The 24673-nt window shown below is 59.2% G+C and carries 25 protein-coding genes; 20 read left to right on the forward strand and 5 right to left on the reverse strand.

The annotated features are described in order from the left end of the window. Positions 1-5: 5 nt before the first annotated feature. Positions 6-1136 carry a trans-sulfuration enzyme family protein gene (locus tag EV586_RS17715; protein ID WP_207893936.1) on the reverse strand — a complete coding sequence of 377 codons (1131 nt, stop codon included), beginning with the start codon at positions 1134-1136 and terminating at the stop codon, positions 6-8. Positions 1137-1152: 16 nt separating this feature from the next. Continuing rightward, entirely contained in the window at positions 1153-1737 is a 585-nt protein-coding gene (locus EV586_RS17720; RefSeq protein ID WP_132946423.1) for a DnaJ domain-containing protein, read from the reverse strand. 235 nt (positions 1738-1972) lie between these two features. Between EV586_RS17720 and EV586_RS17725 the strand changes: the two genes are divergently transcribed. The 7 genes from EV586_RS17725 to EV586_RS17755 all read left to right on the forward strand — a co-directional run bounded on the left by EV586_RS17725 (position 1973) and on the right by EV586_RS17755 (position 8925). After that, complete coding sequence (locus EV586_RS17725) at positions 1973-3154, forward strand: hypothetical protein (protein ID WP_132946424.1); 1182 nt, start codon at positions 1973-1975, stop codon at positions 3152-3154. 6 nt (positions 3155-3160) lie between these two features. Further along, positions 3161-4174 carry an NAD(P)-dependent oxidoreductase gene (locus EV586_RS17730; protein ID WP_132946425.1) on the forward strand — a complete coding sequence of 338 codons (1014 nt, stop codon included), beginning with the start codon at positions 3161-3163 and terminating at the stop codon, positions 4172-4174. A 52-nt stretch (positions 4175-4226) separates the two neighbouring features. Then, positions 4227-5402, forward strand: coding sequence for a M20 family metallopeptidase (locus EV586_RS17735; RefSeq protein WP_132946426.1), 1176 nt, complete (start codon positions 4227-4229; stop codon positions 5400-5402). A 122-nt stretch (positions 5403-5524) separates the two neighbouring features. Then, a complete protein-coding gene (locus EV586_RS17740; RefSeq protein WP_132946427.1) occupies positions 5525-6637 on the forward strand; it encodes a polysaccharide deacetylase family protein in 1113 nt (370 codons plus the stop codon). Positions 6638-6750: 113 nt separating this feature from the next. After that, entirely contained in the window at positions 6751-7149 is a 399-nt protein-coding gene (locus tag EV586_RS17745; protein ID WP_132946428.1) for a GntR family transcriptional regulator, read from the forward strand. Further along, on the forward strand, positions 7146-8066 hold the full coding sequence (locus tag EV586_RS17750; RefSeq protein WP_132946429.1) for an ABC transporter ATP-binding protein: 921 nt from the start codon (positions 7146-7148) through the stop codon (positions 8064-8066). Before EV586_RS17745 ends, EV586_RS17750 begins: the two co-directional genes overlap by 4 nt. Beyond that, positions 8041-8925, forward strand: a complete 885-nt coding sequence (locus EV586_RS17755) for an ABC transporter permease (protein WP_165898687.1) — start codon at positions 8041-8043, stop codon at positions 8923-8925. The genes EV586_RS17750 and EV586_RS17755 overlap by 26 nt, the downstream gene beginning before the upstream one ends. Positions 8926-8957: 32 nt before the next feature. Here EV586_RS17755 and EV586_RS17760 read toward each other — a convergent pair whose 3' ends face one another. Continuing rightward, positions 8958-9722 (reverse strand): class I SAM-dependent methyltransferase, encoded by a 765-nt coding sequence (locus tag EV586_RS17760; protein ID WP_165898688.1) that lies wholly within the window; start codon positions 9720-9722, stop codon positions 8958-8960. A gap of 182 nt (positions 9723-9904) precedes the next feature. Here EV586_RS17760 and EV586_RS17765 point away from each other — a divergent pair, with 182 nt between their 5' ends. The 6 genes from EV586_RS17765 (at position 9905) to EV586_RS17790 (ending at position 16502) form a co-directional block, all read left to right on the forward strand. Beyond that, entirely contained in the window at positions 9905-10219 is a 315-nt protein-coding gene (locus tag EV586_RS17765) for a MazG-like family protein (RefSeq protein WP_132946432.1), read from the forward strand. Positions 10220-10372: 153 nt separating this feature from the next. After that, positions 10373-10819 carry a 50S ribosomal protein L9 gene (gene rplI, locus EV586_RS17770; protein ID WP_132946433.1) on the forward strand — a complete coding sequence of 149 codons (447 nt, stop codon included), beginning with the start codon at positions 10373-10375 and terminating at the stop codon, positions 10817-10819. A 5-nt stretch (positions 10820-10824) separates the two neighbouring features. After that, a complete protein-coding gene (lonC, locus tag EV586_RS17775) occupies positions 10825-12777 on the forward strand; it encodes a Lon family ATP-dependent protease (protein WP_132946434.1) in 1953 nt (650 codons plus the stop codon). A 37-nt stretch (positions 12778-12814) separates the two neighbouring features. Then, on the forward strand, positions 12815-14161 hold the full coding sequence (dnaB, locus tag EV586_RS17780; RefSeq protein ID WP_132946435.1) for a replicative DNA helicase: 1347 nt from the start codon (positions 12815-12817) through the stop codon (positions 14159-14161). A 5-nt stretch (positions 14162-14166) separates the two neighbouring features. After that, complete coding sequence (locus EV586_RS17785) at positions 14167-14967, forward strand: cell envelope integrity TolA family protein (RefSeq protein ID WP_132946436.1); 801 nt, start codon at positions 14167-14169, stop codon at positions 14965-14967. A 242-nt stretch (positions 14968-15209) separates the two neighbouring features. After that, complete coding sequence (locus tag EV586_RS17790) at positions 15210-16502, forward strand: adenylosuccinate synthase (RefSeq protein ID WP_132946437.1); 1293 nt, start codon at positions 15210-15212, stop codon at positions 16500-16502. A 100-nt stretch (positions 16503-16602) separates the two neighbouring features. Here EV586_RS17790 and EV586_RS17795 read toward each other — a convergent pair whose 3' ends face one another. Then, complete coding sequence (locus EV586_RS17795) at positions 16603-16983, reverse strand: hypothetical protein (RefSeq protein ID WP_132946438.1); 381 nt, start codon at positions 16981-16983, stop codon at positions 16603-16605. Positions 16984-17106: 123 nt separating this feature from the next. Between EV586_RS17795 and yycF the strand changes: the two genes are divergently transcribed. Genes yycF through EV586_RS17820 form a run of 5 tightly spaced genes read left to right on the forward strand, consistent with a single transcriptional unit; the run spans position 17107 to position 22660 of the window. Next, entirely contained in the window at positions 17107-17805 is a 699-nt protein-coding gene (yycF, locus tag EV586_RS17800) for a response regulator YycF (protein ID WP_132946439.1), read from the forward strand. A gap of 6 nt (positions 17806-17811) precedes the next feature. Further along, positions 17812-19590 carry an ATP-binding protein gene (locus tag EV586_RS17805; RefSeq protein ID WP_132946440.1) on the forward strand — a complete coding sequence of 593 codons (1779 nt, stop codon included), beginning with the start codon at positions 17812-17814 and terminating at the stop codon, positions 19588-19590. Positions 19591-19592: 2 nt separating this feature from the next. Beyond that, entirely contained in the window at positions 19593-20957 is a 1365-nt protein-coding gene (locus EV586_RS17810; RefSeq protein WP_165898689.1) for a YycH family regulatory protein, read from the forward strand. Next, positions 20944-21825, forward strand: coding sequence for a two-component system regulatory protein YycI (yycI, locus tag EV586_RS17815; RefSeq protein ID WP_132946442.1), 882 nt, complete (start codon positions 20944-20946; stop codon positions 21823-21825). Before EV586_RS17810 ends, yycI begins: the two co-directional genes overlap by 14 nt. 34 nt (positions 21826-21859) lie before the next feature. Further along, the gene (locus tag EV586_RS17820) at positions 21860-22660 is read left to right on the forward strand and encodes an MBL fold metallo-hydrolase (RefSeq protein ID WP_132946513.1); all 801 of its coding nucleotides are present in this window, start codon (positions 21860-21862) and stop codon (positions 22658-22660) included. 98 nt (positions 22661-22758) lie between these two features. On the opposite strand, the gene EV586_RS17825 is transcribed toward EV586_RS17820, so the two are convergent. Continuing rightward, positions 22759-22977, reverse strand: a complete 219-nt coding sequence (locus EV586_RS17825; protein WP_132946443.1) for a hypothetical protein — start codon at positions 22975-22977, stop codon at positions 22759-22761. A 240-nt stretch (positions 22978-23217) separates the two neighbouring features. Between EV586_RS17825 and EV586_RS17830 the strand changes: the two genes are divergently transcribed. Both EV586_RS17830 and EV586_RS17835 read left to right on the forward strand, forming a co-directional pair. Then, positions 23218-24396 carry a S1C family serine protease gene (locus EV586_RS17830; RefSeq protein WP_132946444.1) on the forward strand — a complete coding sequence of 393 codons (1179 nt, stop codon included), beginning with the start codon at positions 23218-23220 and terminating at the stop codon, positions 24394-24396. A gap of 105 nt (positions 24397-24501) precedes the next feature. Then, positions 24502-24672, forward strand: coding sequence for a CxxH/CxxC protein (locus EV586_RS17835; RefSeq protein WP_132946445.1), 171 nt, complete (start codon positions 24502-24504; stop codon positions 24670-24672). The last annotated feature ends 1 nt before the right edge of the window (position 24673 follow it).

A 24673-nucleotide genomic window follows, 5' to 3' on the forward strand; every position in this document is an offset into this window, starting at 1 on the left:
TTTGTTTAGCCTAAAGCCTGTTCGAGGTCGGCGATCAGGTCGTCGGCGTGCTCCAGCCCGACCGACACGCGGAGCAGGTTGCGGGGCGTTTGGCTGTGCGGGCCTTCGATAGATGCGCGGTGTTCGAGCAGGCTTTCTGTACCGCCAAGCGAGGTGGCGCGGGTGAAAATCTGCACGTTCGCCGCCACGTTCATCGCCGCTTCGGCACCGCCTGCGATCTGCACAGACAGCATGCCGCCGAACCCTTTCATCTGCCGGGCGGCGACCTCATGGCCCGGGTGGTCGGCGAGTCCGGGGTAAAAGACGCGCTCGACGCGGGGATGCCCGTGCAGATAAGCGGCGACCCGCGCAGCGTTATCAGAATGGGCGCGCATGCGCCAGGGCAGGGTCTGTATCCCGCGCAGCACCAGCCAGCAGTCGAACGGCGACGGCACGGCGCCGCCCGCGCCTTGGAGAGTTCGGATACGGGCGGTGAACTCATCTTCGGCATTCGCGACCAATACGCCGCCCAGCACATCGCTGTGCCCGCCGAGATACTTGGTGCTGGAATGCAGGATCAGATCGGCCCCCAGCAAAAAAGGCGACTGGAGCAGCGGCGTGGCCCAGGTGCTGTCGACGATCACGCGCGCCCCGGCCTGATGCGCGATGGCGGAGACGGCGGCGATGTCGGTGATCTTCATCAGCGGATTGGACGGGGTCTCGATCCAGACCAGTTGCGTGTTCGGGCGCAGCGCCGCCTGCACCGCGTCCAGATCGCTCAGGTCGAGGAAGCTCGCTTCCAGCCCCCAGCGGGCGAAGAGGTCTTGCAGCTGCAGTTTCGTACCATAATACACGTCTTCCGGCGCGATCACATGGGCGCCGGGGGCGAGCGCCTGAAACACGCTCATTGTCGCCGCCGAGCCGGACGCAAAGGCGATGGCGGCGGCACCTCCTTCTAACGAACAGAGACATGCTTCCAGCGCCGCGCGATTGGGGTTGGCGCTGCGTGAATAGATGTACCCCGACGGGAAGCTTCCGTCCGCTTCCCGCTCAAACGTTGTCGACAGATAGATCGGCTGAGCGACCGCGCCGGTCGCCGCATCCGCCTTGCGCCCCGCATGCACCGCCCGCGTTTCGAAACGCAGCTCCTCTTTCACACTAGTTCCTCCCTCACTACAGATAGCGCGCATCCAGCACTCGATAGGCGCGCTGCACCGCTTTGAACACAGCCGCATCGCCGCCTTGGTCGGGGTGGTGCTGCGCGGCCAACTCCCGATACTTCTTTTTCACATCCGCCCAGGAGGCGCTCGCCGTCAGACCCAGCACATCGTAGGCGAGCAGGCGGTTCTCTTCCGCATCTTCCCGCTCTGAGGTCGTGCGGCGCACTTCGGTGTGGGAGATCGCCATCTCGAGGTCGGCGATCCGTTCCGCCCGCCGTTCCGGCGACATCCGCGCCCACAGCCGCACCACGTCGGGGTTGTCGATCTCGACGAGCAGCATCAGGTGAGACAGGGCAGGGAGGCTTTTCAACAGTTCGGCCGTCAAGCGTCCGCCTTTGATCAGCAGGCGGATCGTGCGGGCGTCTTCCGGGGGCAGTTGCTGCCACCACTTCGCGGCGCGCCGGTCGGCCACATCTTCCAGCAGGTGCTGCAGGTCGCCCTGCCACTGCAGCAACTGTCCGTGCAGCTTGAGCAGCTCGGAGTCGGACAACGCCTCCAGATCGGTGTTCGCCAACTTGCGTAAGGATTCATCCAGCATGAGCTGCGGCTCCTCTCCGTTCTAAGAACTTTCCATTATCTTACCACAGGGCGGCATAAGTTTCGAATGGAGGGACAAAGAATAGATTTTATAGTTGACTTTAAGTAAAACCACTGGTATAAATATTTTCACAGGTTAAATTATGTTTATAATTATACGTAGATATAAATGTTCAAGGTCAATTGCGTAAATATCTTGCAAAGAATTGGCAAACCAAGACCCAGGAGGGACTCTCATGACCGCACCGCATGACGTATGTAAGAACTCCGTCTTCCTGAGCGAAGACGTCAAATCGGAACTCAACCGGACGCTGCACGACTATTTTGCGATCATCCGCAGCCTGTTCCAAGCACAAAACATCCCGGCCGTCGTCTACACCGGCGGTTCGCTGGCCCGCCGGGAGCCGTCGGTCAGATGGACGGAAGACGGGGAGCTGCGCTTGTTCTCCGACATCGATTTTGTCGTGCATACACCGCTTGAGCATCAGCAAGATCTGTGGCTGAAGCATCTGGAGTCGTATTTGAAACAGCACTATCCGCAGTTCAACTCGACGGTGGCGCTGGTCTCCGATCTCAGCAACGCCAGCGGCTTTTTCGCGCGCGACATCCGCTTGGCGCAGAGCTTCCCGATCTATGCGTCGTTTCAGGTCGAGCCGGTCGACCGGGATGCGTTCGACCCGACGCAGATGTTTAACGTGATGGTGCATCAGATCTCGAACACGTTCCTGCACCCGCAGTGGAGCGGGCTGAGCAAAGGGGCGTATTTCCGCCCGGAGGCGCGCTATCACTACATCAAGCTGATCCTCGAATGCCTGCGCACGCAGTTCCGCAGCGCGGAGGACGGGGTGATCGGCTACTACAGCGTCTACCACAAGCGGCACGATCCGCGCCTGGCGCACATCCTCGATCCGGAGACGATCGCCACGCTGACCGCGGCGCGCGAGCAGTTCGGCACGGTGGAGATCCCGGAGCTGGACATCATCCGCATCCTGCGGGCGTCGATGCTCGTCCACCTTGGATTTGACCGCACCGAAGTCACGAATGAGGAGCTGCTGGCGCGGCTGGAAGAGCGGTCGCTTTTCTCGCAGCACATTTTGCCGTCCTACCGCTTCGCCTTGCTGGCGCTGATGTTCTCGCTCGGCGAAGACCGCGACGGTCAGCAGGCATTCCTGCAGCTGTTCTCGGCGATCCTGCGCCGCATGGAGACAACGCATCTCATCGCGGCGAAAGACGACCTGCACATTCTGACCGACAACACGTGGAGCGAGCACTTGACGCTGCACAACGACGCTTTCCGCGAGCTTTTGAAAACGGTGATCCTGCTGCGCCGCGACTATGTCCGCCAATGGCGCAGACAAGTGACGGGCGAAGACAAAATTCCTGACCTCTACAACGACCTGCTGCCGGCAAAGGGGTGAAATGGCATGACCAAGCACAAGATCAACACCGAGCCACACGTGTACCTGGAAAATGGAGCCGATCACCAAGGCGCGCCTGCAGGCGCTGACGATGAGCAGGCGGAGCGTCCGACCGTCACGGTGCTTGGTGCGGGCATGATGGGCAAGGGCATGATCCACAATCTGCAACAGGCGGGCTTTCCGCTCCGGCTCTACAATCGCACGCTGCAAACGCTGCACGGGCTGGCGACGGAGCAGGACGTGATCTGTGCCACGCCGTGCGAAGCGGCGCAGGGGGCGGAGGTCATCTTGTCGGTGATCACCGATGACGCGGCCCATCAGGCGGTCTGGTTCGGCCCGCAGGGGGCGATACACGGCGCGGCGGCAGGCGCGGTCGGGCTGGAGTGTTCGACGCTGTCGGTGCCGTGCATCGAAGCGTGGCGGGACGCGCTGCACGAGCGCGGGCTGATCCCGATCGACAGCCCGACCACCGGCAACCGCGCCGGGGCGGAAGCGGGGACGCTCAACCTGTTCCTCGGCGGCGACCCGGATGCGATCACCGCGATCCGCCCCGTGCTCGCGGCGATCTCCTGCCAGCAGTTCCACTTCGGGCCGACCGGCTCCGGCACCCGGTTCAAGCTGCTCTACAACCTGTTCACCGGCACGATGCTCGTCGCGCTCGGCGAAGCGGTAGGCATGGCGCAAACGTTCGGGCTCGACCTGCAGCAGGTCGTCGACACGATGGAAGCGACCGGCTTTGCCATCCGCAACCTGAAAGACAAGGGTCAGAAGATGATCGACGGCCGCCATGACGAAGTGTTTTCCAAACTGAGCATCCTGCACAAAGACATGGCCTGCGCCATCCAAAGCGCCGACCCGCAGGCGAGCTTTCCCGTCGGCGAGCAGGCGGCCGAACGACTGCGCCAAGCGGTTCATTCCGGCTTTGGATCGCTCGACGTCTCCGCCACGTCGCTTTTGTACCTGCCCGACAGCCGTTTTAAGAAGATTGTCTCTATTCCAAAGAAACGGATGCCGTTATAATTTGACACATACACATGTACCAGAAACGACACAAAAATGGGAGGGTCTGCCCGTGCAAGCAGTCAAGGTCAACCAACTGGTGGACAGCGTCAAAGAGCAAGTCATCTCCTGGCGCCGCTACCTGCACCAACACCCGGAGTTGTCTTTTCAGGAAGAAAAAACGGCCCAGTGGGTCTACGAAACGCTCCAGACGTTTCCCAACCTCGAGCTGTCCCGTCCGACGCCAAACAGTGTCATGGCCCGTCTGATCGGCGCCAAGCCGGGCAAAGTCCTCGCCATCCGCGCCGACATGGACGCGCTGCCGATCGAAGAGGCGAACGAAGTCGGATACAAATCGCAGAACCCCGGCGTCATGCACGCCTGCGGTCATGACGGGCATACCTCGATGCTGCTCGGCACCGCGAAGATTCTGGCGGAGCTGCAAGACGAGATCCGCGGCGAGATCCGCTTTCTCTTCCAGCACGCCGAAGAAGTTGCGCCGGGCGGGGCGGAAGACATGGTCAACGCAGGCGTGATGGAAGGCGTGGATCTAGTGATCGGCCAGCACCTCTGGTCGTCGATGGACACCGGCAAAGTCGGCATCTCCTACGGCCCGACGATGGCCGCACCCGACACGTTCTGGATCACGATCCACGGCGTCGGCGGTCATGCCGCCGTGCCGCAGCAGACGGTCGACTCGATCGCGATCGGGGCACAGGTGGTCACCAACCTGCAGCACATCGTCTCCCGCTACACCGACCCGCTCGACAACCTCGTCGTCTCCGTCACCCAGTTCCACGGCGGCACGACGCACAACGTCATCCCCGGCACCGTCGAGATGCAAGGCACCGTGCGCAGCTTCGACCCGAACCTGCGCGCCGAAGCGCCGAAGCTGATGGAGCGCATCATCCGCGGCATCTGTGACGCGCACGGCGCGACCTACACCTTCCGCTACGAAAACGGCTACCGCGCGGTGATCAACGATGACAACGTCACCCGCGTGATCGAAGAGACGGTGCGCGAAGTGTTCGGCGAGGAAGCGATCGACCGCGTCCGTCCGAGCATGGGCGGTGAAGACTTCTCCGCCTTCCAGCAAAAAGCGCCCGGCTGCTTCTTCTACACCGGCTCCGGCAACGCCGAAAAAGGCACCGACTTCCCGCATCACCACCCGAACTTCAACATCGACGAAGATGCGTTGGAGCGCGGGGTGAAAATGTTCGTCAGCGCCGCTTTCAAGCTGTTGGCGTAACAGCAAAAATACCTCTCACTTTTCGGTGGGAGGTATTTTTATTTTCTGGGAAATAAACGCCGGTCTACTCTATCACCCCCGTTCATAGGATGGAGTAAGAGAGTTCGAAGGGGGAAACTACGTTGCGCAAGATTCTGCTGTTTTTCACGCTGCTTCTGATCCTGACCTGCTCCTTCAACACGGGTGCCCATGCGCAGACCCAAGCGGAGTACGTCGCCATCGCCTACAACGACAAACTGGTGCGCTTTCCCGACGCGCTGCCCGAAGTGGTCAGCGGCGTCACCTATCTGCCGGTGCGCTTTTTTGCTGAAGCGATGGGCGCCCGCGTCGAGTACAACTCGGCCCGTGAAACGGTGCGCATCGAAACGGGCAGCCAAACGGTGCTGATCGACATCCTGCAGCACAAGATCACCATGCCGGGCGGCGAGACGAGATCGGTCGCTGTTTACATGAAGCAAGGCCGGGTGATGGTGCCGTTTCGTTTGATCGGCGAGACTTTCGGATATGAGATCACCTATCTGGCCAAAGGCCCGCTGGCCCGCGCCATCGACAGCCGGGCACGTCTGACCGATGAGCAGTTCTACACCGCCAACAAACAGACCATTCTCGCGGAGAAAGCGAAACTTCCCGATAAGATTGCCTATTTGACATTTGATGACGGTCCGAACCAATACACCGCGCAAATTTTAGATACATTGGCCCGCTATCAGGCCAAAGCCACTTTTTTCATGCTGTCCGGGCAGATCGAAAGCTACCCGGCGCAGGTCAAGCGCATGGCCCAGAGCTTCCATGGCCTCGCGCTGCATGGGGTGACGCACAACGCTAACAAGATCTACGCTTCGCCGCAGACGGTCGTGGGAGAGATGGAAGCGTGCAACGCTGCGCTGACCCGTGTCACCGGCCTGCGCACGAACATGGTGCGCGTCCCGTACGGCAGCATTCCGTGGATGACGCAGAGCTATCGCGATGCGCTGGTCAACGCCGGGTACCGCATGTGGGACTGGACGGTGGACAGCTTCGATTCACGCAGCACCAACCCCGACCCGGATGACATCGTGCGGGAAGTCGCTTCACAGACGGCCGGGCAAACCGCGCCGGTGATTCTGCTGCATGACCGACAAGCCACGCTGGCAGCTCTGCCGCGCATTTTGCAGCAGCTGCAGCAAATGAAATACGAGCTGCGCCCGCTGCAAGGCAGCATGAGACCGCATAATTTTTGGAATGACCGCAGATGAGCGACAGGGAAACCATCTGGAAAATTTCAGGTGGTTTTTTGCTTGCTCCTCAAGTGTACCACATGATATAGTACACATATGACACACGGTACACGTAAGAAAGGAGGAGCCGCATGTGGTTTAACATCGACCCGCGGTCGAGCGTGCCGATCTATCAGCAACTGATCGAAGGGGTCAAAGGGGCGGTGGCCAAAGGGACGCTGACGCCGGGGGAGAAGCTGCCTTCGGTGCGCGAGCTGGCCGGACAGATCACGATCAACCACAACACGATCGCCAAAGCGTATCAGGAATTGGAGCGCGAAGGGATCATTGAGACACTGCGCGGGCGGGGCACGTTTGTCGCCGAGCAGCAGCAGACGATGTCGAGAGAGGAGCGGAAACGGGTGATCAAAGGAATGCTGGAACGAATGCTTGTCGAAGCGCATTACCTGCAGCTGGAGGAAGAGGAGCTCCTGGAGATCCTCGAGGAGTCGGTGCGGGAATGGTACCGTGAACGGAGGGAGCAGTCATGAGCGGATATGCGTTGGAAACGCGCGGTTTGACGAAAGTGTTTGACGGCGAGCGGGCGCTCGATCGCTTGAGTCTGGTCGTGCCGCACGGCAGCATCTTCGGCCTGATGGGGCCGAACGGGGCCGGGAAGAGCACGCTGATCCGCCTGCTGCTCGGGGTGTTGCAGCCGACGGCAGGTGACGCGACGGTGCTCGGACGCAGCATCGCCGACCCCTCCGGCGTCTGGCGGCAGGAGATCGGCTATGTGGCCGACTACCAGAACTTCTTCCCGCACTACAAGGTCGGCGAACTGCTCGCCTTTTGCGCCAAGCTCTACCCGAACTGGGATGACAAGCGATGCCGGGATCTGCTTGACTTGTTTCAGATCCCGTCCGGCAAGCGGGTGCGGGCGCTTTCCAAAGGCATGAAAACGCAGCTCGCCCTGATCATCGCTCTCTCGATGCGGCCACGGATGCTCCTGCTCGATGAGCCGACGAGCGGGCTCGACCCGGTGATGAAGCACCACTTCAAACAACTCGTGCTGCAGGCGGCGGCGAGTGGCGACACGACAGTCTTCTTCTCCACGCACAACTTGAACGACCTGGAGCAGATGGCCGATCATGTGGCCGTGCTGATGAAAGGGAAACTGCTCTTCACGCGCTCGCTCGATGAGCTGAAAGAAAACACTTGCAAGATCCAGGCGGTATTCTCCGAAGGGCTACCCGATGCGATCCGCGAGGCCCCCGGCGTGCTGAGCGTGCAGGAGCAGGGCAAGGTGTCGACGATCATCGTGCAGGATCACACAGCTGCCTTGATGGGCATGATCGAAGCGCACCGGCCCGATTTTGTGGAGACGCTCGATCTCTCGTTGGAGGAGGTCTTCATCCAGACGATGGGGAAGGAGGGATATGCGCATGACCCGGCGTTTCGGCTTGAATAAAACGCTGCTCTACAAAGAGTGGCGCGACCACCGCTTTCTGTTTCTCGTCTATTTCTGCCTGATCAGCATTCCGGCAATCACCTATCCGATCATCTTTTGGCTGACGCTGCCAACGAAGTACAACGAACTGGACTGGACGCAGATGACGTGGCTGCGGGATGCTCAGCAAATGCTCAGCGGTGGCGAACCGTTCAGCATCATCATCTCGATCTTTATTGCGATCGGGGTTGGCGCGATGATGCTGACCAATGACCGCGTCACGAACACGCTGGAGTTCCTCGCCGCGCTGCCGGTCAGCCGCCGGGAGATCGTGACCGCCAAATATGCGGTCGGCACGCTGTTCTTCCTCGTTACGGTCGCGCTGAACGTGCTGGCCCTGCTGTTCTGGAAACTGCTGTTTGGCGATGTCCGGTATGAGGCGGTCGAGGCTGTGGAGTGGGGCGTGCAGTTTGCCGGCGTGCTGTTGGCTTTGTACAGCGTGAGTTTCCTGATGTCCACCATCGCCGGCAATCGGATGGCGGCAGGGATGCTGGGCTTAACGGCGACGCTGGGCCTGCATGTCTTCATCGGGGTGCTGGACGAGGCGATCACGCCGAATTTCCCGTATGAGAAGTCGTGGCTGCAGCACCTCTCCCTTCTCAACTACCTGCCGTCTGTCTCTCATCCGTTCGGCAACGAACAGCCTTATCTGATCTTCCTCGGCCTGGCCGCCTTTTCATTGCTTTGCTGGTTCCTGTCTGTCAAGCTGTTCCAAAGCAATCCGTTTGAGAATCATGGACGGTTCCTCGTGTACAAACGATTGACGCTGCCGATGATCGCTCTGTTTGTGATCAGTTTGTTCCTGTGGTTTTCCAGATAGCAACAAGCCTCCCGCTCAGGTCGGGAGGCTTTTTATCGTTTGCGGGCGATCAGGTGGTTGAACATCGCCATCTCTTTGTACGGGGAGCGCGTGCTGAGCACCAACTCCATCTGCAAGGCGTTTTGGTGCCACGCCGGGTCAGATTTTGGCTCGTTGGGGATCAGGTCATAGACGGTGCGCACGCCGTAGTGCTCGAGGACGTCGAAGCCGCAGAAGTTCAGCCAGTTCGCCGCTTCGGCCAGCGTGTAGTTGCGGGCGGTGGCGTTCATCATCTCAAAATGGAACTCGCGCCGGTCGAGCAGTTCCAGTGCTTTCAAGGGATCTTGCCCCTGCACCGCCGCTTTCAGGACTTTGTTCACCGGGTTGTGCAGCACCAGGGACAGCTTCCCGCCCGGCTGCAGCCACGAGGCCAGATTGGCGACGGCAAAATCGGGCATGGCGACATACTCCAGCACGTTGTGGCAGACGATCAGGTCGAACTGCTCCTCCATCGTGCCGGTCAGCACATCGTGCACCTGATAGTTGATCGCAAGCCCCGCTGCATCCGCTTTTTGCTGCGCATAGGCGACCATCGCCGGGGCGACATCGGTGCCGGTCACTTGCAGACCCCGCCCGGCCAGCCAGCGGTCAAGCGTGCCGAGGCCGCTGCCGACGACCAATGCCGTTTGGGTATCGGCATCGAGCTGGTTGCCGAGCTGTGCGTACAGGATGTCGTAAAACATCACGCCCCACGGCTCGCTCATCTTGGCTTCGTAAGCGCTGACGTATTGTTCAAAAGATCCGGCTTGCGCTGACATAAAAAGACCTCCGTTTGTACAATTCATTTCGCGAGTACACTTCTACTATATACAGTTTGTGGATTTCCGGGGAGGGGGGCAAGCTACAGCAAGTGCCCAGCCGGAGCAATTTTTATGCAGGGAATTCCAGACGGGCTGTCGAAGTCTTCTTTCTAAGCAGGGAATGGAAAAGGGGGTTTCCTATGCCTGACTTCCACAAAGATATGGACATCACCAAGAACATTCGCATGATCGAATGGCTGAAGGCCGAACTGCTCGACAATGTGTCAGGCCTGTTTCGCGGATTCTTAAAAGGCACCGAATCGGTATTGCTCGAACACTTGGCGAACATCGTGGTGCTCACGTACATGCTGGCCCGCCGCTGCGGGATCGATTTTCACGAGCTGGAACGTTCCGTCGTCGAGAAGGTCGATCACGGCATCGAGACCGGTCACCAGTCCGAGACGTGGTACGGCGACCTCAGCGGGTTAAAAGAGCATATGAAACGGAGACGCTAATCCAAGCAGATGTAATTTCTTCATCTGCTTCTATTTTCTTTTGAAAGCGTTTAGGAGCGGAAAATGGTATAACTAGTGATAAGATAGCTACACGCAGATATCTGGTCCTGGACACTGCTTCTGAACTCCTAATCGGAATTGGAGGGTGTTGACATGAAAGTAATTTTCTTACAAGACGTAAAAGGCCAAGGAAAAAAAGGCGAAGTCAAAGAGGTATCTCCGGGCTACGCACAAAACTTCCTTTTTTCAAAGAACCTTGCCGTCGAGGCGACCGCTGAAGCGATCAACCGCCACAAGCAGCAAGCGGCGGGCGAAGCGCGCAAGGCGGCAGGCTTGCTGCAGGAAGCCAAAGACTTGGCAGCAGTTCTGAAAGAGACCACCGTCGTGCTGAAAACCAAAGCGGGCGACGGCGGCCGCGTGTTTGGCGCGATCTCGACCAAGCAGATCGCCGATGCGCTGAAAGAACAAAAGAAACTGAACATCGACAAGCGTAAAATTCTTCTGGACGAGCCGATCAAAGCGCTTGGCACGACCGTGGTCACCTTGAAGCTGCACCCGGAAGTGACGACCGAAATGCGCGTCCAGGTAGTTGCGGAGTAGCCCTAATGCTGAAAAAACTGCTTAAGAAACTCAATCGAATCCCTGGCAGCAAGCTGCATGAGAAGTTGGACAACGAAGAAGCGGTGCGCCGTCAGGTCACCGCATTGTTTGGGATTCTGAGCAGTATCTATGGACCGGATAAGCTGGTGCTTCGCGCAGGGAAACTCGATGCTTTGTCGCTGATGCGCTCCTCCGTCGTGGAAGACCGCGTCATTGCGCTGCAGCGCATCGTGTTTGAGAACCCGACCATTGAAGAACGCCCGACCCCGGATCGCATCCCGGAGATCTTGAACGAAGTGGAAGAGGCGATCGCCAACTTCGTGGCGAGAAAAACGGTGGAAGAAGATCTGGAGAAGCGCGTCAATGAGCGCATGCAGGAGAAACACGAAGAATACATCAAGGACATCCGCACGCAGATGGTCAAGGAGCAGTCCGGGCCGGAAAACGCGCAGACCTTGAAGAAATTTGCCCAGTTGGAAAAATTGGAGACGGTCAAGCTCTCCAAGTCGACGTATGAGCTGGTCCGCCCGCAGCAGATGGACCAGATCATCGGCCAGGAGCAGGCGAAGCGCTCGCTGCTCTCGAAGCTGGCGAGCCCGTTCCCGCAGCACATCCTGATCTACGGCCCGCCCGGCGTCGGCAAGACGACGGCCGCCCGGATCGCGCTGCAGGAAGCGGCGCAGCTCGCCTCGACCCCGTTTGCGCAGGAAGCACCGTTTGTGGAAGTGGACGGCACGACGCTGCGCTGGGACCCGCGCGACATCACCAACCCGCTGCTCGGCTCGGTGCACGACCCGATCTACCAAGGCGCGCGCCGCGATTTTGCCGACACGGCAATTCCGGAGCCGAAGCCGGGTCTGGTCACCGATGCGCACGGCGGCATTTTGTTTATCGATGAGATCGGGGAATTAGACCCGGTCTTGCAAAATAAGCTGTTGAAAGTCTTGGAGGACAAGCGCGTTCGCTTCGAGTCTCCCTATTATGATCCGGACGATCAGAACGTACCCAAGTACATTCAGAAATTGTTCGAGGAAGGCGCGCCGGCCGATTTCATTTTGATCGGCGCGACCACCCGCGACCCGTCGGAGATCAACCCTGCCCTGCGTTCGCGCTGTGCGGAGATCTATTTTGAGCCGCTGGTGCCGGAGCAGGTTGAGGAGATCGTGGCGGGTGCGGCGGAGCGTCTGCAAGTCAGCCTGGAGCCGTCTGTCGCCAAGACGATCGCCAAGTACACGATCGAAGGGCGCAAAGCGGTCAACCTCTTGTCGGACGCGCACGGCCTCGCGGTGTACCGCGCTGGCGGCCATGCCGAAGAGCCGGTGGTGATCGTGGAGCACGACATCGAAGAAGTGCTGCGCATGAACCGTTTGGTGCCGTATGTGAAAGACAAGGAGCAGGATGACGCGCCGTCCGAGATCGGCAAGATCTACGGTCTTGGCGTGGCGGGCTTCCTCGGTTCCACCATCGAGATCGAAGCGGTGGCGTTCCCGGCGGCCGAAGCGGGCAAAGGGCGTCTGCGCTTTAACGATACGGCAGGTTCGATGGCGAAAGACTCGGTGTTCAACGCCGCGGCGGTCTTGCGCCGCATCGCCGGCAAGGACATCGCCGACTATGACGTGCACGTCAACGTCGTCGGCGGCGGGCGCATCGACGGCCCGTCGGCCGGTGTGGCGATCACGCTGGCGATCTACAGCGCGATGCTCGGCAAGCCGATCCCGCAGGATGTGGCGATCACGGGCGAGATTTCGATCCAAGGCAAGGTCAAGCCGGTCGGCGGCGTGTTTGAGAAGATCTTCGGCGCGCGCCAGGCGGGGATGAACCGCGTGTTCGTGCCGTACGACAACCGCCGCGATGTGCCGAGCGACACGGAAGGCATCACGGTGCATATCGTGAAGACGATCGACGAAGTGCTCGGGCTGGTGTTCGAGGAGTCGGTCGAGACGATTGCAGCCAGCTAGATTTTTTTGATATTTCGAGGGGAGGCGACGTGACACAATGGAAGAAGAACTCGTGGAGCGGGTGCCTCCACAGAACGTGGAAGCGGAACAGGCGGTGCTCGGGGCTGTTTTGATCTCCAATGAGGCCCTGATCACCGTTTCGGAGCTGCTGGCTCCTGAAGATTTCTACCGCAAGACGCACCAGATGATCTTTGAAGCGATCTTGCGGATTGCGGAAAAAGGCAGCCCGGTCGACATGGTCACCTTGACGACCGATCTGCAAAATCAAGGACTGATCGACGAAGTGGGCGGGGTGCAATACCTCGCTTCTTTGTCGCACTCGGTGCCGACGGCTGTCAACGCCGACCACTACGCGACGATCGTCAAGGAAAAGTCGGTCATGCGTCGCCTGATCAACACGGCGACGAAGATCGCGGCGACCGGCTACACCGGTGCCGACGTGACCGAAGTGATCGACGAAGCGGAGCGCAGCATCCTGCAGATCTCGCAGGCGGGGAGCGTCAGCAAGGGCTTCACGCATGTGAAAGATGTGTTGTTGAACACGTTTGAACGGATCGAGTTTTTATATAACAACAAAGGCGGGGTGACGGGGATTCCCTCCGGCTACCCCGATCTGGATAAGATGACCTCCGGCTTTCACGGGTCGGAATTGATCATCCTCGCCGCCCGTCCGGCGGTCGGGAAGACGGCGTTTGCGCTGAACGTGGCGCAGAACATCGCCGTCCGCGCGGGAGAACCGGTGGCGATCTTCTCGCTGGAGATGGGCGCCGAGCAGCTGGTGCAGCGGATGCTGTGTGCGGAAGCGAACATCGACGCGGGGAAGATGCGGACCGGTTTTCTGGACGAGGACGACTGGCCGAAGCTGACGATGGCGGTCGGCACACTGTCCGAAGCGCCGATCTTCGTCGACGACACGCCGGGGATCACGGTGACCGAGATCCGCGCGAAGTGCAGACGTTTGAAAGCGGAGCAGGGCGGGAAGCTGGGGATGGTCATGATCGACTACCTCCAGCTGATCCAAGGCCGGGGCCGCGGGGACAACCGTCAGCAGGAGGTCTCCGAGATCTCGCGTACCTTGAAGCTGATCGCGCGTGAGCTGAACGTGCCGGTCATCGCCCTGTCGCAGCTTTCGCGTTCTGTCGAGTCGCGTCAGGACAAGCGCCCGATGATGTCCGACCTTCGCGAATCCGGCTCGATCGAGCAGGACGCCGACATCGTTGCGTTCCTGTACCGCGACGACTACTACAACCCGGAGTCTGAGCGGAAGAACATCATCGAGATCATCATCGCCAAGCAGCGTTCCGGTCCGACGGGGACTGTCGAGCTCGTCTTCCTGAAAAACTTCAACAAATTCGTCTCCTTAGAGAGAGCACCGGGAGCCTAAGTACGATGAGCCGCTTCGATAACACCGAATACCAACCCGGCATGCCCCTGCCCAGCCGCAAGGAAACCCATGCCCGCAAAAAAGGAAAAAGCAAAAAGCGCGACGAGCTGAAAGCGCAAGAGCAACAGCGACTGCAGGAGCAGGAAAGGTTGCAAGAGCAGCAACGATTGCAGGAGCAGCAGCGATCGCAAGAGGAACCGCAACAGGCTGAGCCGGACCAAGCGGCTCACTTGCGTGAACTGCAGACAGCTCGGGAGGAGTCGCGCCAGCAGGATCTGAAGGCGGAACGGGATGCCGCCCAACTGCAGCAGCTGAACGCCATCCGCGCCGAGACCAGACGCCAGCTTGAGCTCCAATCGACCCAAGAAGCCGCCCCGCGGCAGGAGCTCCAAGCGGCCGAGGAACAGGTCGCAGCCGTGACCGCTGTCCTCACTCCGACAGACGTGCCAGTTGACCCTGACGTTGAAGAAGAGGAAACCGAACCTGTCATCGGCAAATGGACCTACCGCCTGCTGCTGACCTTTGTGCCGATCCTTCTGCTACTCGTCATCGCATACGGCAAACTCGGCTATGTCCACCAAGTGCCCGACCTCGTCCGCGAGAACGTCTCAGCCTACGAACAAGGCGAAGGATTCCTCATCCTCAAACCCTGGTGGTTCGGTCCGCCCGTCTACAAGCTCGACTCCTACATGAGCGGGCCCGACACGACCTTCCCGCAGTACCAGCTCAAGCTGCACGACTTCTCCGCCATCGTCGATCAGCCGATCGTGCTCTGGCGCTTCCAAAACGACTTTTTGCAACCCTAATACCCGGTCACTCCCTCAAGGAGTCACCGGGTTTTGTTTTTCTCAAATCTGGCAGTTCGGTATTAAATTTTTCTACATTCCCCAAAAATGGTAAATGACTTTCATAAATACGAACAATTTATATCGAAAGAATCACCAACGTTCGGAAATTTCATTGACATCACAAATGATCCTTGCTACACTCATTATGCTGAGTAAGTCACGCTCTTCATGAGCATGTTAATATGTGGAGGTGTTGTCGTGTGGCAACAGTAGTCGTTGTCGGAACCCAATGGGGCGACGAAGGGAAAGGTAAGATTACGGACTTCCTGGCGGAGAAAGCAGGGGTTGTAGCACGCTATCAAGGGGGCAACAACGCCGGGCATACCATCTGGATTAACGGAATTGAATATAAACTGCACCTGATCCCGTCCGGGATCTTCTATGAAGAAAAAATCTGCGTGATCGGCAACGGCATGGTCGTCAACCCGGCCGCGCTGGTCAAAGAGCTGCAATACCTGCATGACAAAGGCGTTTCGACCAAAGGCCTGCGCATCTCGGACAAGGCGCACATCGTGCTGCCGTATCACCTCAAGCTCGACGTGCTCGAAGAAGAGAGTAAAGGCGACGCGAAGATCGGCACCACCAAAAAAGGCATCGGGCCGGCCTACATGGACAAAGCAGCGCGCATCGGCATCCGCATGATCGATCTGATGGACGGAGAAGACTTTGCCGAGATCCTCAAGCGCAACCTCAAACAGAAAAACGAAGTTCTGACCAAGCTGTACGGCGCAGAACCGTTCACTTTTGAAGAGATCTACGACGAGTACATGGGCTACGCAGAAGTGCTGCGCCCGTACGTGACCGATACGTCCGTCGTGCTGAACGAAGAGATCGACAGAGGCACCGACATCCTGTTCGAAGGCGCACAGGCTTCGATGCTCGACATCGACCAAGGCACCTACCCGTACGTCACCTCGTCCAACCCGGTCGCAGGCGGCGTCACCATCGGCTCCGGCGTCGGCCCGACCAAGATCGACAAAGTCATCGGTACGGTCAAGGCGTACTCGACCCGCGTCGGCGACGGTCCGTTCCCGACCGAGCTGCTCGATGAGACCGGCGAGTTCATCCGCACCCAAGGCCGCGAGTTCGGCACCACCACAGGTCGTCCGCGCCGCTGCGGCTGGTTCGACGCGCTCGTCGTCCGCCACGCGCGCCGTGTATCGGGTCTCGACGGCATGGCGCTGACCCGCCTCGACATCCTGACCGGTCTCGAAGAACTGAAAGTCTGCGTCGCTTACAACTACAAAGGCGAGACCCTGACCGAGTTCCCCACCGCCTTCCGCGTGCTCAAAGACTGCGAACCGGTCTACGAAACCTTGCCGGGCTGGACGGAAGACATCTCCGGCGTGCGCTCCTTCGACGAGCTCCCGGAGAACGCGAAAGCTTACGTCCGCAAGCTCGAAGAGATCACTTCCGTGCCGCTGGCAATCCTCTCCGTCGGCCCGGGTCGTGAACAGACGATCCCGGTCGTCGAACTCTACGAAGGCCGTTAAAACACCACCCAAGCCATCTCCCGCAGCGGAGGTGGCTTTTTGTTAATATCGTCTCTAAACCGCACGAAAAAGCCCTCTGCCAGCGGCAGAGGGATTCATTCTAATGTTGTCCTTTGTTCCGCTCGACGACCTGCAGCGCCTGCTGCACCTTGTCGGTCGGGCAGACGATGGTCATCAGCACATCAAGGCCGGTGATCATGCCGTCCCCGTCCGTCATGCCCGATACTGCCGGGTCGGAGCCAAGCAGCGGCCCGACGCTGTCGTTGGACGGCGCCACATTTTCGATCAGCGTCTCATGTCCGCCGAAATTGGCGGTGATCGGGTTGAGCACCTGCTCGGTCGCTTCACCGGGCTGTGCGCTGACACGGTCGATCTGACATTCCTCATCCTTCAAATCCAGTTGCTGCACAAGCTCCTGTTTCGCTTTTTCAGCCAAATCTTCGGAGTTGAAATAGGCGAGAATCGCTTGCGTCTTGGCCATGAAAGCAGACCCCCTTTTCCTCCTGTAGTGTTTCCCAATCCCGAGAAACTAACCAGATTCCCACCCGTCCGTGTTACAATAGAGGGTGATACCTTCACATCCCTTACCAAAGAGGTGAGTCGAATGGACTATAAGATCTTGGTGGTCGATGACGAACTGCCAATTGCCGATATTCTCAAGTTCTCCTTGGAAAAAGAGAACTATGGAGTCGTGCTCGCCCACGACGGCCAGGAAGCGGTCGACAAAGCGACGGCCGAGCAGCCCGACCTGATTTTGCTCGACGTGATGCTTCCGAAAAAAGACGGGTTCGCCGTCTGCCGCGAAATCCGCGCCTTCTCCAGCGTCCCGATCATCATGCTCACCGCCCGGGACAGCGAGATCGACAAAGTGCTCGGTCTCGAAATCGGCGCTGACGACTACGTGACCAAGCCGTTTTCCAACCGCGAGCTGATGGCGCGCGTCAAAGCCAACCTGCGCCGCCAACAGCAGCCGGCCGATACCAAGTCGGCCGCCGAGCAGAAGCCGAAATACACCGTCGGTGAACTCGTGATCGACACCGCGACTTACGAGGTCAGCAAGCGCGGTGCCGACATGGGACTTACGCACCGCGAATTTGAACTGCTCGTGTACCTGATCAAACACCGCGGCACCGTGCTCACCCGCGAACAGCTCTTGCAGGAAGTCTGGGGCTACGACTACTACGGCGATGTCCGCACCGTCGATGTCACCATCCGCCGCCTGCGCGAGAAGATCGAGGACGATCCGAGCAACCCGGAATACATCCTGACCCGCCGCGGCGTTGGCTACACGCTGAGGAGGTAGGGACGCTTGCTCAAAAGCATCCAGTGGAAGCTCGTCCTGATGTACCTGCTGGTGATCCTCGTTGCGATGCAGGTGATCGGCTTTTACTTCATCCAGCGGGTCAACGCCCACTTCATCAACTCGTTCCAGGAAAAAGTCTCCGGCCAGCTCCTCGTGCTCGCCGACGTCCTGCCGCCGTACCTCAGTGACAACCGGCAGAAAAGCAACCTGCAAAATGACATCGGGTTTCTCGCCGACTCGTTTGCCAGTGCCGCCGGGGCGGAGATCAACATCATCAACAACCAGCAGATCCTCATCGCCACCTCCGGCAATGAGAACTATTTGGAGCAGAAAAGCATCCAGCCGGAAGTGACCCGCGCCTTGCTCGGCAGCCAGGCGGAGTCGATCAAAGTCGACCCGAAAGACGAGCAGCGCTATCTCTACCTCGCGATCCCGGTCAAAGAAGGCAACGCTGTGCTCGGCGCTGTCTATTGCGTCGCGCCGCTGTCGTCCGTCTACCAGACGATCCACGACATCACGGTGATCTTCTACACCGGCACCGTGATCGCCGTCCTGCTTACGGCCGGTCTGATCATCCTGCTCTCGCGCACGATCACCAACCCGATCGTCGAAATCACCAAAAAAGCAGGCATGATGGCCCGCGGCGATTTTGACCAGACGGTGACGGTGCGCTCCGATGACGAGATCGGCCAGCTCGCCGAAATGTTCAACACCTTGCGCGTCCGGCTCCGGGAAGCGTTGACAGAAAATAAGCAAGAGCAGGACAAATTGGAAGCGATCCTCCAACACATGTCGGACGGGGTGCTGGCGATCGACCGCGACGGCGGCATCATCCTCGCCAATCCGGCGGCGGCCAAAATGCTCAACGCGGAAACGGTGGATGAGCTGCTCGAACGCTCGCTGGACTCGGCGATCATCTTCGGCGAAGAAGGCAACACCGAACTCCTGCTCACCGCCGTCTCCGAATTCACGTTGGAGGGTCCGTCCGGCCGCATCGTCCAAGCATACTCCGTGCCGTTTCGCGGGGAGAGCGGCGAAGACGGCGGCGCGGTGGTCGTCTTGCGCGACGTGACGGAAGAAGAGTACGCAGACCGCGCCCGCCGCGATTTTGTTGCCAACGTGTCGCATGAGATCCGCACGCCGCTGACGACGATCAAAAGCTACATCGAAGCGCTCGAAGACGGCGCCATCGAGTCGCCCGACCACGCCCGTCGCTTCCTCTCCGTCATCCACGGCGAGACGGAGCGCATGACGCGGCTGGTCAGCGACCTGTTGCAGCTGTCGCGCCTCGACTCCAACCGCGACAACTTGCGCACCGCGCCGCACGTCCTGCGCGACTTGGTGCAGACCGCCTGCTTCCGCTTCACGATGCATCTGCAGCGCGAAGAGGTCTCCTTGTCCTTCGAAGTGCCGGCCAATCTGTCGGTCAACGTCGATGCGGACAAGCTCGATCAGGTGTTTGACAACCTGATCTCCAACGCCGTCAAATACACGCAAAGCGGCGGGCGCGTCCGGATTCGGGCGCATCGCCCCAGCGGCAAATTCATACTTGTGCAGGTCATCGACACCGGAATGGGCATTCCCAAGCATGACCTGCCGCTGATCTTCGACCGTTTCTACCGCGTTGACAAAGCCCGTTCCCGCGCCCAAGGCGGCACCGGGCTCGGCTTGTCGATCGCCAAACAGATCATCGAGATGCACGGCGGGCAGATCCAGATCGACAGCGAAGAAGGAGTTGGGACGACCGTTTCCTTTACGCTGCCGGCTGCGACGGGAGGTGCGTGATTGTGAAAGAAAAACTGAAAACGCTGCTCCTCACCGTGCTTGTCATCACCTCGCTGCTTCTGTCGCTTGGCATCTGGAGCATCACGCCGCAGTATGAAGCGATCGACGGTCCGCAGTTTGCGTCGAACACGGCGATCTCCGACCCGAGCTTTGAGCGCACGCTGAACAACGTGCTCGGCCCGCGCTCGATCTTGCTGCACGGCGGGGAGGAGAAGCATCAGGTTTTATTTCCTGGGCAATCAGGCTATGAGTCGGGGATGGAACTGCTGACGCTGGCCACATTTTTCGACATCAAGCTCGCCACAGGCTTCCAGGACGATGACTGGAAGAAGCTGATCAGCACCGGTCCGAGCCTGCAATATGATTTCGATGCGGTGGTGCCGATCACGCTGCTCAACGAGTCGGAGCTCCTGCACTTCACTTCGCGGCTGGAGCCGTTCATGAACGTGAAGACGTTCTACCTGTTCCCGAGTGGCGGCAACGAATTCCGGGCTGTCTTTGTGGCCAATGCCGACATGATCTACAGCGCCAGCGTCGTGCTGCCGCAAGAGCCGTTCAAGCGCCTGTTCGAAGCGGAAAAAGAGGCGCCGCTCTACAAGCTGTACGGCACGGCGCTGTTGCACCATTTTTACCTGCCGATCCTCAAGCCGAAAGTGTACAGCTACTCGATCGACGTCAACCGCGGGATCGAGACGGAGCGGCTGGTCGATTCCTTCTTCCTCGACAAGTCGCTGACCCGCCGCGTCGTCGAGCGGGCCGGCTCCGAGATCGTCACCGACGGCAACCGCATCGTGCGCATCGACGCGCTCGGGCAGCTGATCCAATACCGCAACTTGAACTTGGAGGAGTCGCGCTTCAACCAGTTGGAAGAAGACACGGGGATTCCGAACGCGCTCGACTTCGCCAACGCGCACGGCGGCTTTGTGGGCAGCGTCGCGGTCCATCAGGTGCGTTCGATCCGGCCGACCGAGATGGTCGGACGCCAATTTGAGTTCCGTCCGCTCGTCGAAGGGTTGCCGGTGATCGGCGATCTGTCATCCGTCGCGGTGCAGGTCGTCAACAACGATGTGGCGGCGATGCGCCGCTCCCCGCTGCTGACCGGCGCGAAACCGGTGCGCGGGCCGCTGATCACAGTCTTGTCCGGCGCCGAAGTGATCGCCTTGGTGGAACAGAACGCCTTGCTCAAGACCAACCGCGTGACCGACATCTACCTGGCCTACCTGATGGGCGACCTGCGCGGCGATGCTGCGCAATTGCGTCCGGTGTGGGTCGTGGAGCAGGCCGGGGATTACCGCGAAGGGATCTTCGATGCGGTGACGGGCGAAGAGTTGCGCAGTGAGGAGGGGACGATTCGTGGATTGGAGTAAAGCGAAGACCTATCTGATCCTGACCTTCCTGCTGCTCGACCTCGTGCTCGGCTATCAGTATTACACCTCGCAGCAGGAAGCGCTCGGCTATGTGCAGTCGTTCGACACGCAGCTCGATGAGCTGAAAGAAGTCCTGCACGAACGCAAGATGATGCTCGTCACCGATGTGCCGAAAGAGACGCCGGTGATGAACTTCATTCAGGTCGGCCACCCCAAAGAGCCGATCCAGCAGATCGCCGAAAGGATGCTGCAGGAGGACCGGCTGATCGAAAACGACCAGAGCAAAGGCACGATGAAGTTCCGCTCGCTGGAAGGGGAGTTCGAAGTGACCCCGGACGGCTTTTTCCGGCTCCGCTTCGAGCCGGGTCTGATGAAAGCGGATAGAGACCTCGGCACCAAGCGCGGCCAGTATGCTTTGCAGCGCATCGCTCCCTATGTCTGGCACGGCGCGATGTACAAAGAAGACGTCGCCGTGAACAATTTTGCCAAAGGGACGACGACCTTGCGCTATCTGCAGAGCTATGAGCGCTATCCGATCTTCTCGGCGGTGCTGGAGATCAACCTTCAAGATGCTGAGATCATCAGTTATAATCAAAAGGCGCTGGAAGTTGGCGAACAGGAAGAGCGCGGCCAGCGCGTCATCTCGGCGATCGGGGCCATCCGCACCGTCGCGGAGACGCAAGACCCGGCCGAAGTTGCCGATCCGTCCGGGATCACGACGATCCATGATGTCAAACTGGGCTATTACTCACAGAACTACGTCGGTGCCGACGTCTGGTACCTCGCGCCGATGTGGCGGATTGTGACCGATCATAAAGTATTCTACGTGAACGCCTTGACAGGCCAGTTGGAGGACAACGGAGCGTGAGATCGTTTCGAGTAGTTGAGGGGGAAATGTTTTGATTCGCTTTAGCGTGTTATGCAGTGGCAGTACGGGGAACTCCATCTTTGTTGAAACCGACCAGACCAAAATCTTGATCGATGCCGGCGTTTCCGGCAAGCAGATCACGTCCTCGCTGCAGGAGATCGGCGTTGATGCGAACGATCTCGACGCGCTGCTCGTCACCCACGAGCATTCTGACCACGTGCGCGGCGTCGGCGTCATGGCCCGCAAATGCAAAAGCCTCGACGTCTACGCGACGGCCGGGACGTGGACCGGCATGCAAAAGCATGTCGGCGACATCGCCGAAGGGAAGCGCCACGTGTTTGGCGTGGACGACGCGCTCGATTTTGGCGACTTGCGCATCGAGCCGTTCCCGATCTCGCACGACGCGAACGACCCGGTCGGCTTTTGCTTCTACAGCGGCACGAGCAAGCTCGCCTTGGCGACCGACCTCGGCTATGCGAGCAGCCGCGTCAAACAGTCGATCCAAGGCGCCGACGCGCTGATCTTCGAAGCCAACCATGACACCGAGATGCTGCGCATCGGGCCGTACCCGTGGAGCGTGAAAAAGCGCATCCTCGGCGACAAAGGGCACCTCTCCAACGAGACGGCGGGCGATGTGCTGTCCGAAGTGCTCTGCGGCGATTCGAAAGACGTCTACCTGGCGCACTTGAGCCCCGACAACAACATGCCGGAGATCGCCGAGATCACCGTGCGCGGCGTGTTGACGCAAAACGGCTACGACGTCGGCAAGGACGTTGTGCTCCACGACACCTACCGTGACAAACCGACGCCGCTGAAGACGATCAAGCGGATGTAGCGGACGATAGACAAAAAAAGGACCCACTTCCCGTAGCCATGCGGGGGTGGGTTTTCAATAAAAAAGAAGGGGGAGACAAAAGCAAGCTGGCTCACAGCTTAGTTGGCATACAGCGAACGATCATCCGCCTCGAGGGAGATGTCGGCATCGAGCTGCCGTGCCTTGTGAATGACTTCCTTGCGGTCGAGAATTCCCTTCTCGACGAGCAGTTCCACCAGCGCGGTGAGGACCAAAGTGTTCTTGTAGTCCACTTCCTTCAGATCGGCCAGTTGGGCGATCAGGTCCACTTCCACGGGCAGTCCGTTCAGCCGGTTCATCGGGCATCCCTCCAAGCTTGTTTCGTTCGTGCCTAGGAAACAGTTTTGACCAGTTGTCGCCCAAATAAACACATTCCGGCAAAAAAGCTGCGTTTTACCTCAAGAGGAAGTTATTTGTGAAGAATTTTCAAATAACTATTTGAACGAATTTTGACAGACGCGTCGAAGCCCTTGAGGAGCAGAAAATATCCTCTGTATAATAAGGGTACACTGATACGTACATTGAGGGAGGTTTTGACCATGGGGTACTATGATGATTTCGATACAAAGCCGAAGAAAAGCAACAAAGGCAACTTTGGCACCTGGATCGCCGTATCGCTCGTGTCTGCCCTGATCGGCTCGGCGACCACCGTCGCGCTGGTTCCGACGATGATCAAGTCGAACGTGATTGAAACCAAATCCGCTTTTGCAGATAACGGCAACAACACGACGAGCGGCGCGAAAGAAACGATAAACGTCAACGTCCAGACCGGCGTTGTCGAAGCGGTCAACAAAGTCAAGCCGGCGGTGGTCGGCGTGTTGAACCTGCAGAAGAGCCGCGACTTCTTCGGCCGCAGCACCGACGAGCAGACGGCCGGCACCGGCTCGGGCATTCTGTTTGACGACAAAGGCCACATCATCACCAACAACCACGTTGTCGAAGGGGCGGATACGGTCGAAGTGTCCCTCCAAGACGGCAAGCGGATCAAAGCGAAAGTGCTGGGCGCCGACGCGATGACCGACCTGGCCGTGCTGGAAGTCGACCCGAACGATGTCAAAGACATCACCCCGGCGAAATTCGGCAACTCCGAGTCCCTGAACATCGGCGAACCGGCGATCGCGATCGGCAACCCGCTGGGCCTGAAGTTCGCCCAATCGGTCACCGTCGGCGTCATCTCGGCGACCAAGCGTGAAATGCCGATCTACGACCAGGCGGGCAACGAAGTGTTCACGCAGAACGTGCTGCAGACCGACGCGGCGATCAACCCGGGCAACTCCGGCGGCGCGCTGGTCAACATCAAAGGCGAGCTGATCGGCATCAACTCCGCGAAGATCTCGTCGACCGGCGTTGAAGGGATTGGATTTGCGATCCCGATCAACGAAGCCGACCCGATCCTGCAGCAGCTGATGGAAAAAGGCGAGATCGTGCGCCCGGTGATGGGCATCTCCCCGGTCGCGCTGTCCGAGGTCCCGGAAGGCTACCGCAGCGGCGTGCCGGTCGAAGCGGGCATCTACGTGTACCAAGCGCATGAAAACGCGAAAAAGGCAGGCCTCGCAGCGGGCGACGTCATCGTGAAAATCGAAGGCGAAAAGGTGGAAGACCCGATCCAGCTGCGCAAGATCCTCTACAAGAAGAAGCCGGGCGACAAGATCAAGGTCGAGTTCTACCGCAACAAAGAGCTGAAGACTGTGGAAATGACCCTGTCCAAACCCGAATAAAGGCAAGCATACAGCGGCTGATCCAGATCAGCCGCTGTTTTTTTGGACAAAAACGGGGGAGACTGCTAGTATAAAGTCACCAACAGCAGACGAGGTGGAACCCTGATGTACGTGGTGTGCAAAGAACATGTGGAAATGGCGCTCGATGATTTCGTCGAAGAATACGAAGGCCAAGCCCCCGACGTTCACAAGCTGGACGACCTCTCCTTCACCGCCTGGCAAGCCCCGGCGAAGTGCGAATACTGCGACCAGCACCCGAAGTATTTAGTGGTGTAGG

This window comes from Tumebacillus sp. BK434, from assembly GCF_004340785.1.
Taxonomy (GTDB): Bacteria; Bacillota; Bacilli; order Tumebacillales; family Tumebacillaceae; genus Tumebacillus_A.

What these genes read in the sequence shown, in the direction of transcription:
- EV586_RS17750 (WP_132946429.1), top strand. Translation starts at nt 7,146, where the DNA reads ATGAGCGGATATGCGTTGGAAACGCGCGGTTTGACGAAAGTGTTTGAC.
- EV586_RS17765 (WP_132946432.1), top strand. Translation starts at nt 9,905, where the DNA reads ATGCCTGACTTCCACAAAGATATGGACATCACCAAGAACATTCGCATG.
- EV586_RS17730 (WP_132946425.1), top strand. Translation starts at nt 3,161, where the DNA reads ATGACCAAGCACAAGATCAACACCGAGCCACACGTGTACCTGGAAAAT.
- EV586_RS17720 (WP_132946423.1), bottom strand. Translation starts at nt 1,737, where the DNA reads ATGCTGGATGAATCCTTACGCAAGTTGGCGAACACCGATCTGGAGGCG.
- EV586_RS17745 (WP_132946428.1), top strand. Translation starts at nt 6,751, where the DNA reads ATGTGGTTTAACATCGACCCGCGGTCGAGCGTGCCGATCTATCAGCAA.
- EV586_RS17725 (WP_132946424.1), top strand. Translation starts at nt 1,973, where the DNA reads ATGACCGCACCGCATGACGTATGTAAGAACTCCGTCTTCCTGAGCGAA.
- EV586_RS17795 (WP_132946438.1), bottom strand. Translation starts at nt 16,983, where the DNA reads ATGGCCAAGACGCAAGCGATTCTCGCCTATTTCAACTCCGAAGATTTG.
- EV586_RS17785 (WP_132946436.1), top strand. Translation starts at nt 14,167, where the DNA reads ATGAGCCGCTTCGATAACACCGAATACCAACCCGGCATGCCCCTGCCC.
- EV586_RS17825 (WP_132946443.1), bottom strand. Translation starts at nt 22,977, where the DNA reads ATGAACCGGCTGAACGGACTGCCCGTGGAAGTGGACCTGATCGCCCAA.
- yycF (WP_132946439.1), top strand. Translation starts at nt 17,107, where the DNA reads ATGGACTATAAGATCTTGGTGGTCGATGACGAACTGCCAATTGCCGAT.
- EV586_RS17830 (WP_132946444.1), top strand. Translation starts at nt 23,218, where the DNA reads ATGGGGTACTATGATGATTTCGATACAAAGCCGAAGAAAAGCAACAAA.
- lonC (WP_132946434.1), top strand. Translation starts at nt 10,825, where the DNA reads ATGCTGAAAAAACTGCTTAAGAAACTCAATCGAATCCCTGGCAGCAAG.
- dnaB (WP_132946435.1), top strand. Translation starts at nt 12,815, where the DNA reads ATGGAAGAAGAACTCGTGGAGCGGGTGCCTCCACAGAACGTGGAAGCG.
- EV586_RS17835 (WP_132946445.1), top strand. Translation starts at nt 24,502, where the DNA reads ATGTACGTGGTGTGCAAAGAACATGTGGAAATGGCGCTCGATGATTTC.
- EV586_RS17755 (WP_165898687.1), top strand. Translation starts at nt 8,041, where the DNA reads ATGACCCGGCGTTTCGGCTTGAATAAAACGCTGCTCTACAAAGAGTGG.
- rplI (WP_132946433.1), top strand. Translation starts at nt 10,373, where the DNA reads ATGAAAGTAATTTTCTTACAAGACGTAAAAGGCCAAGGAAAAAAAGGC.
- EV586_RS17760 (WP_165898688.1), bottom strand. Translation starts at nt 9,722, where the DNA reads ATGTCAGCGCAAGCCGGATCTTTTGAACAATACGTCAGCGCTTACGAA.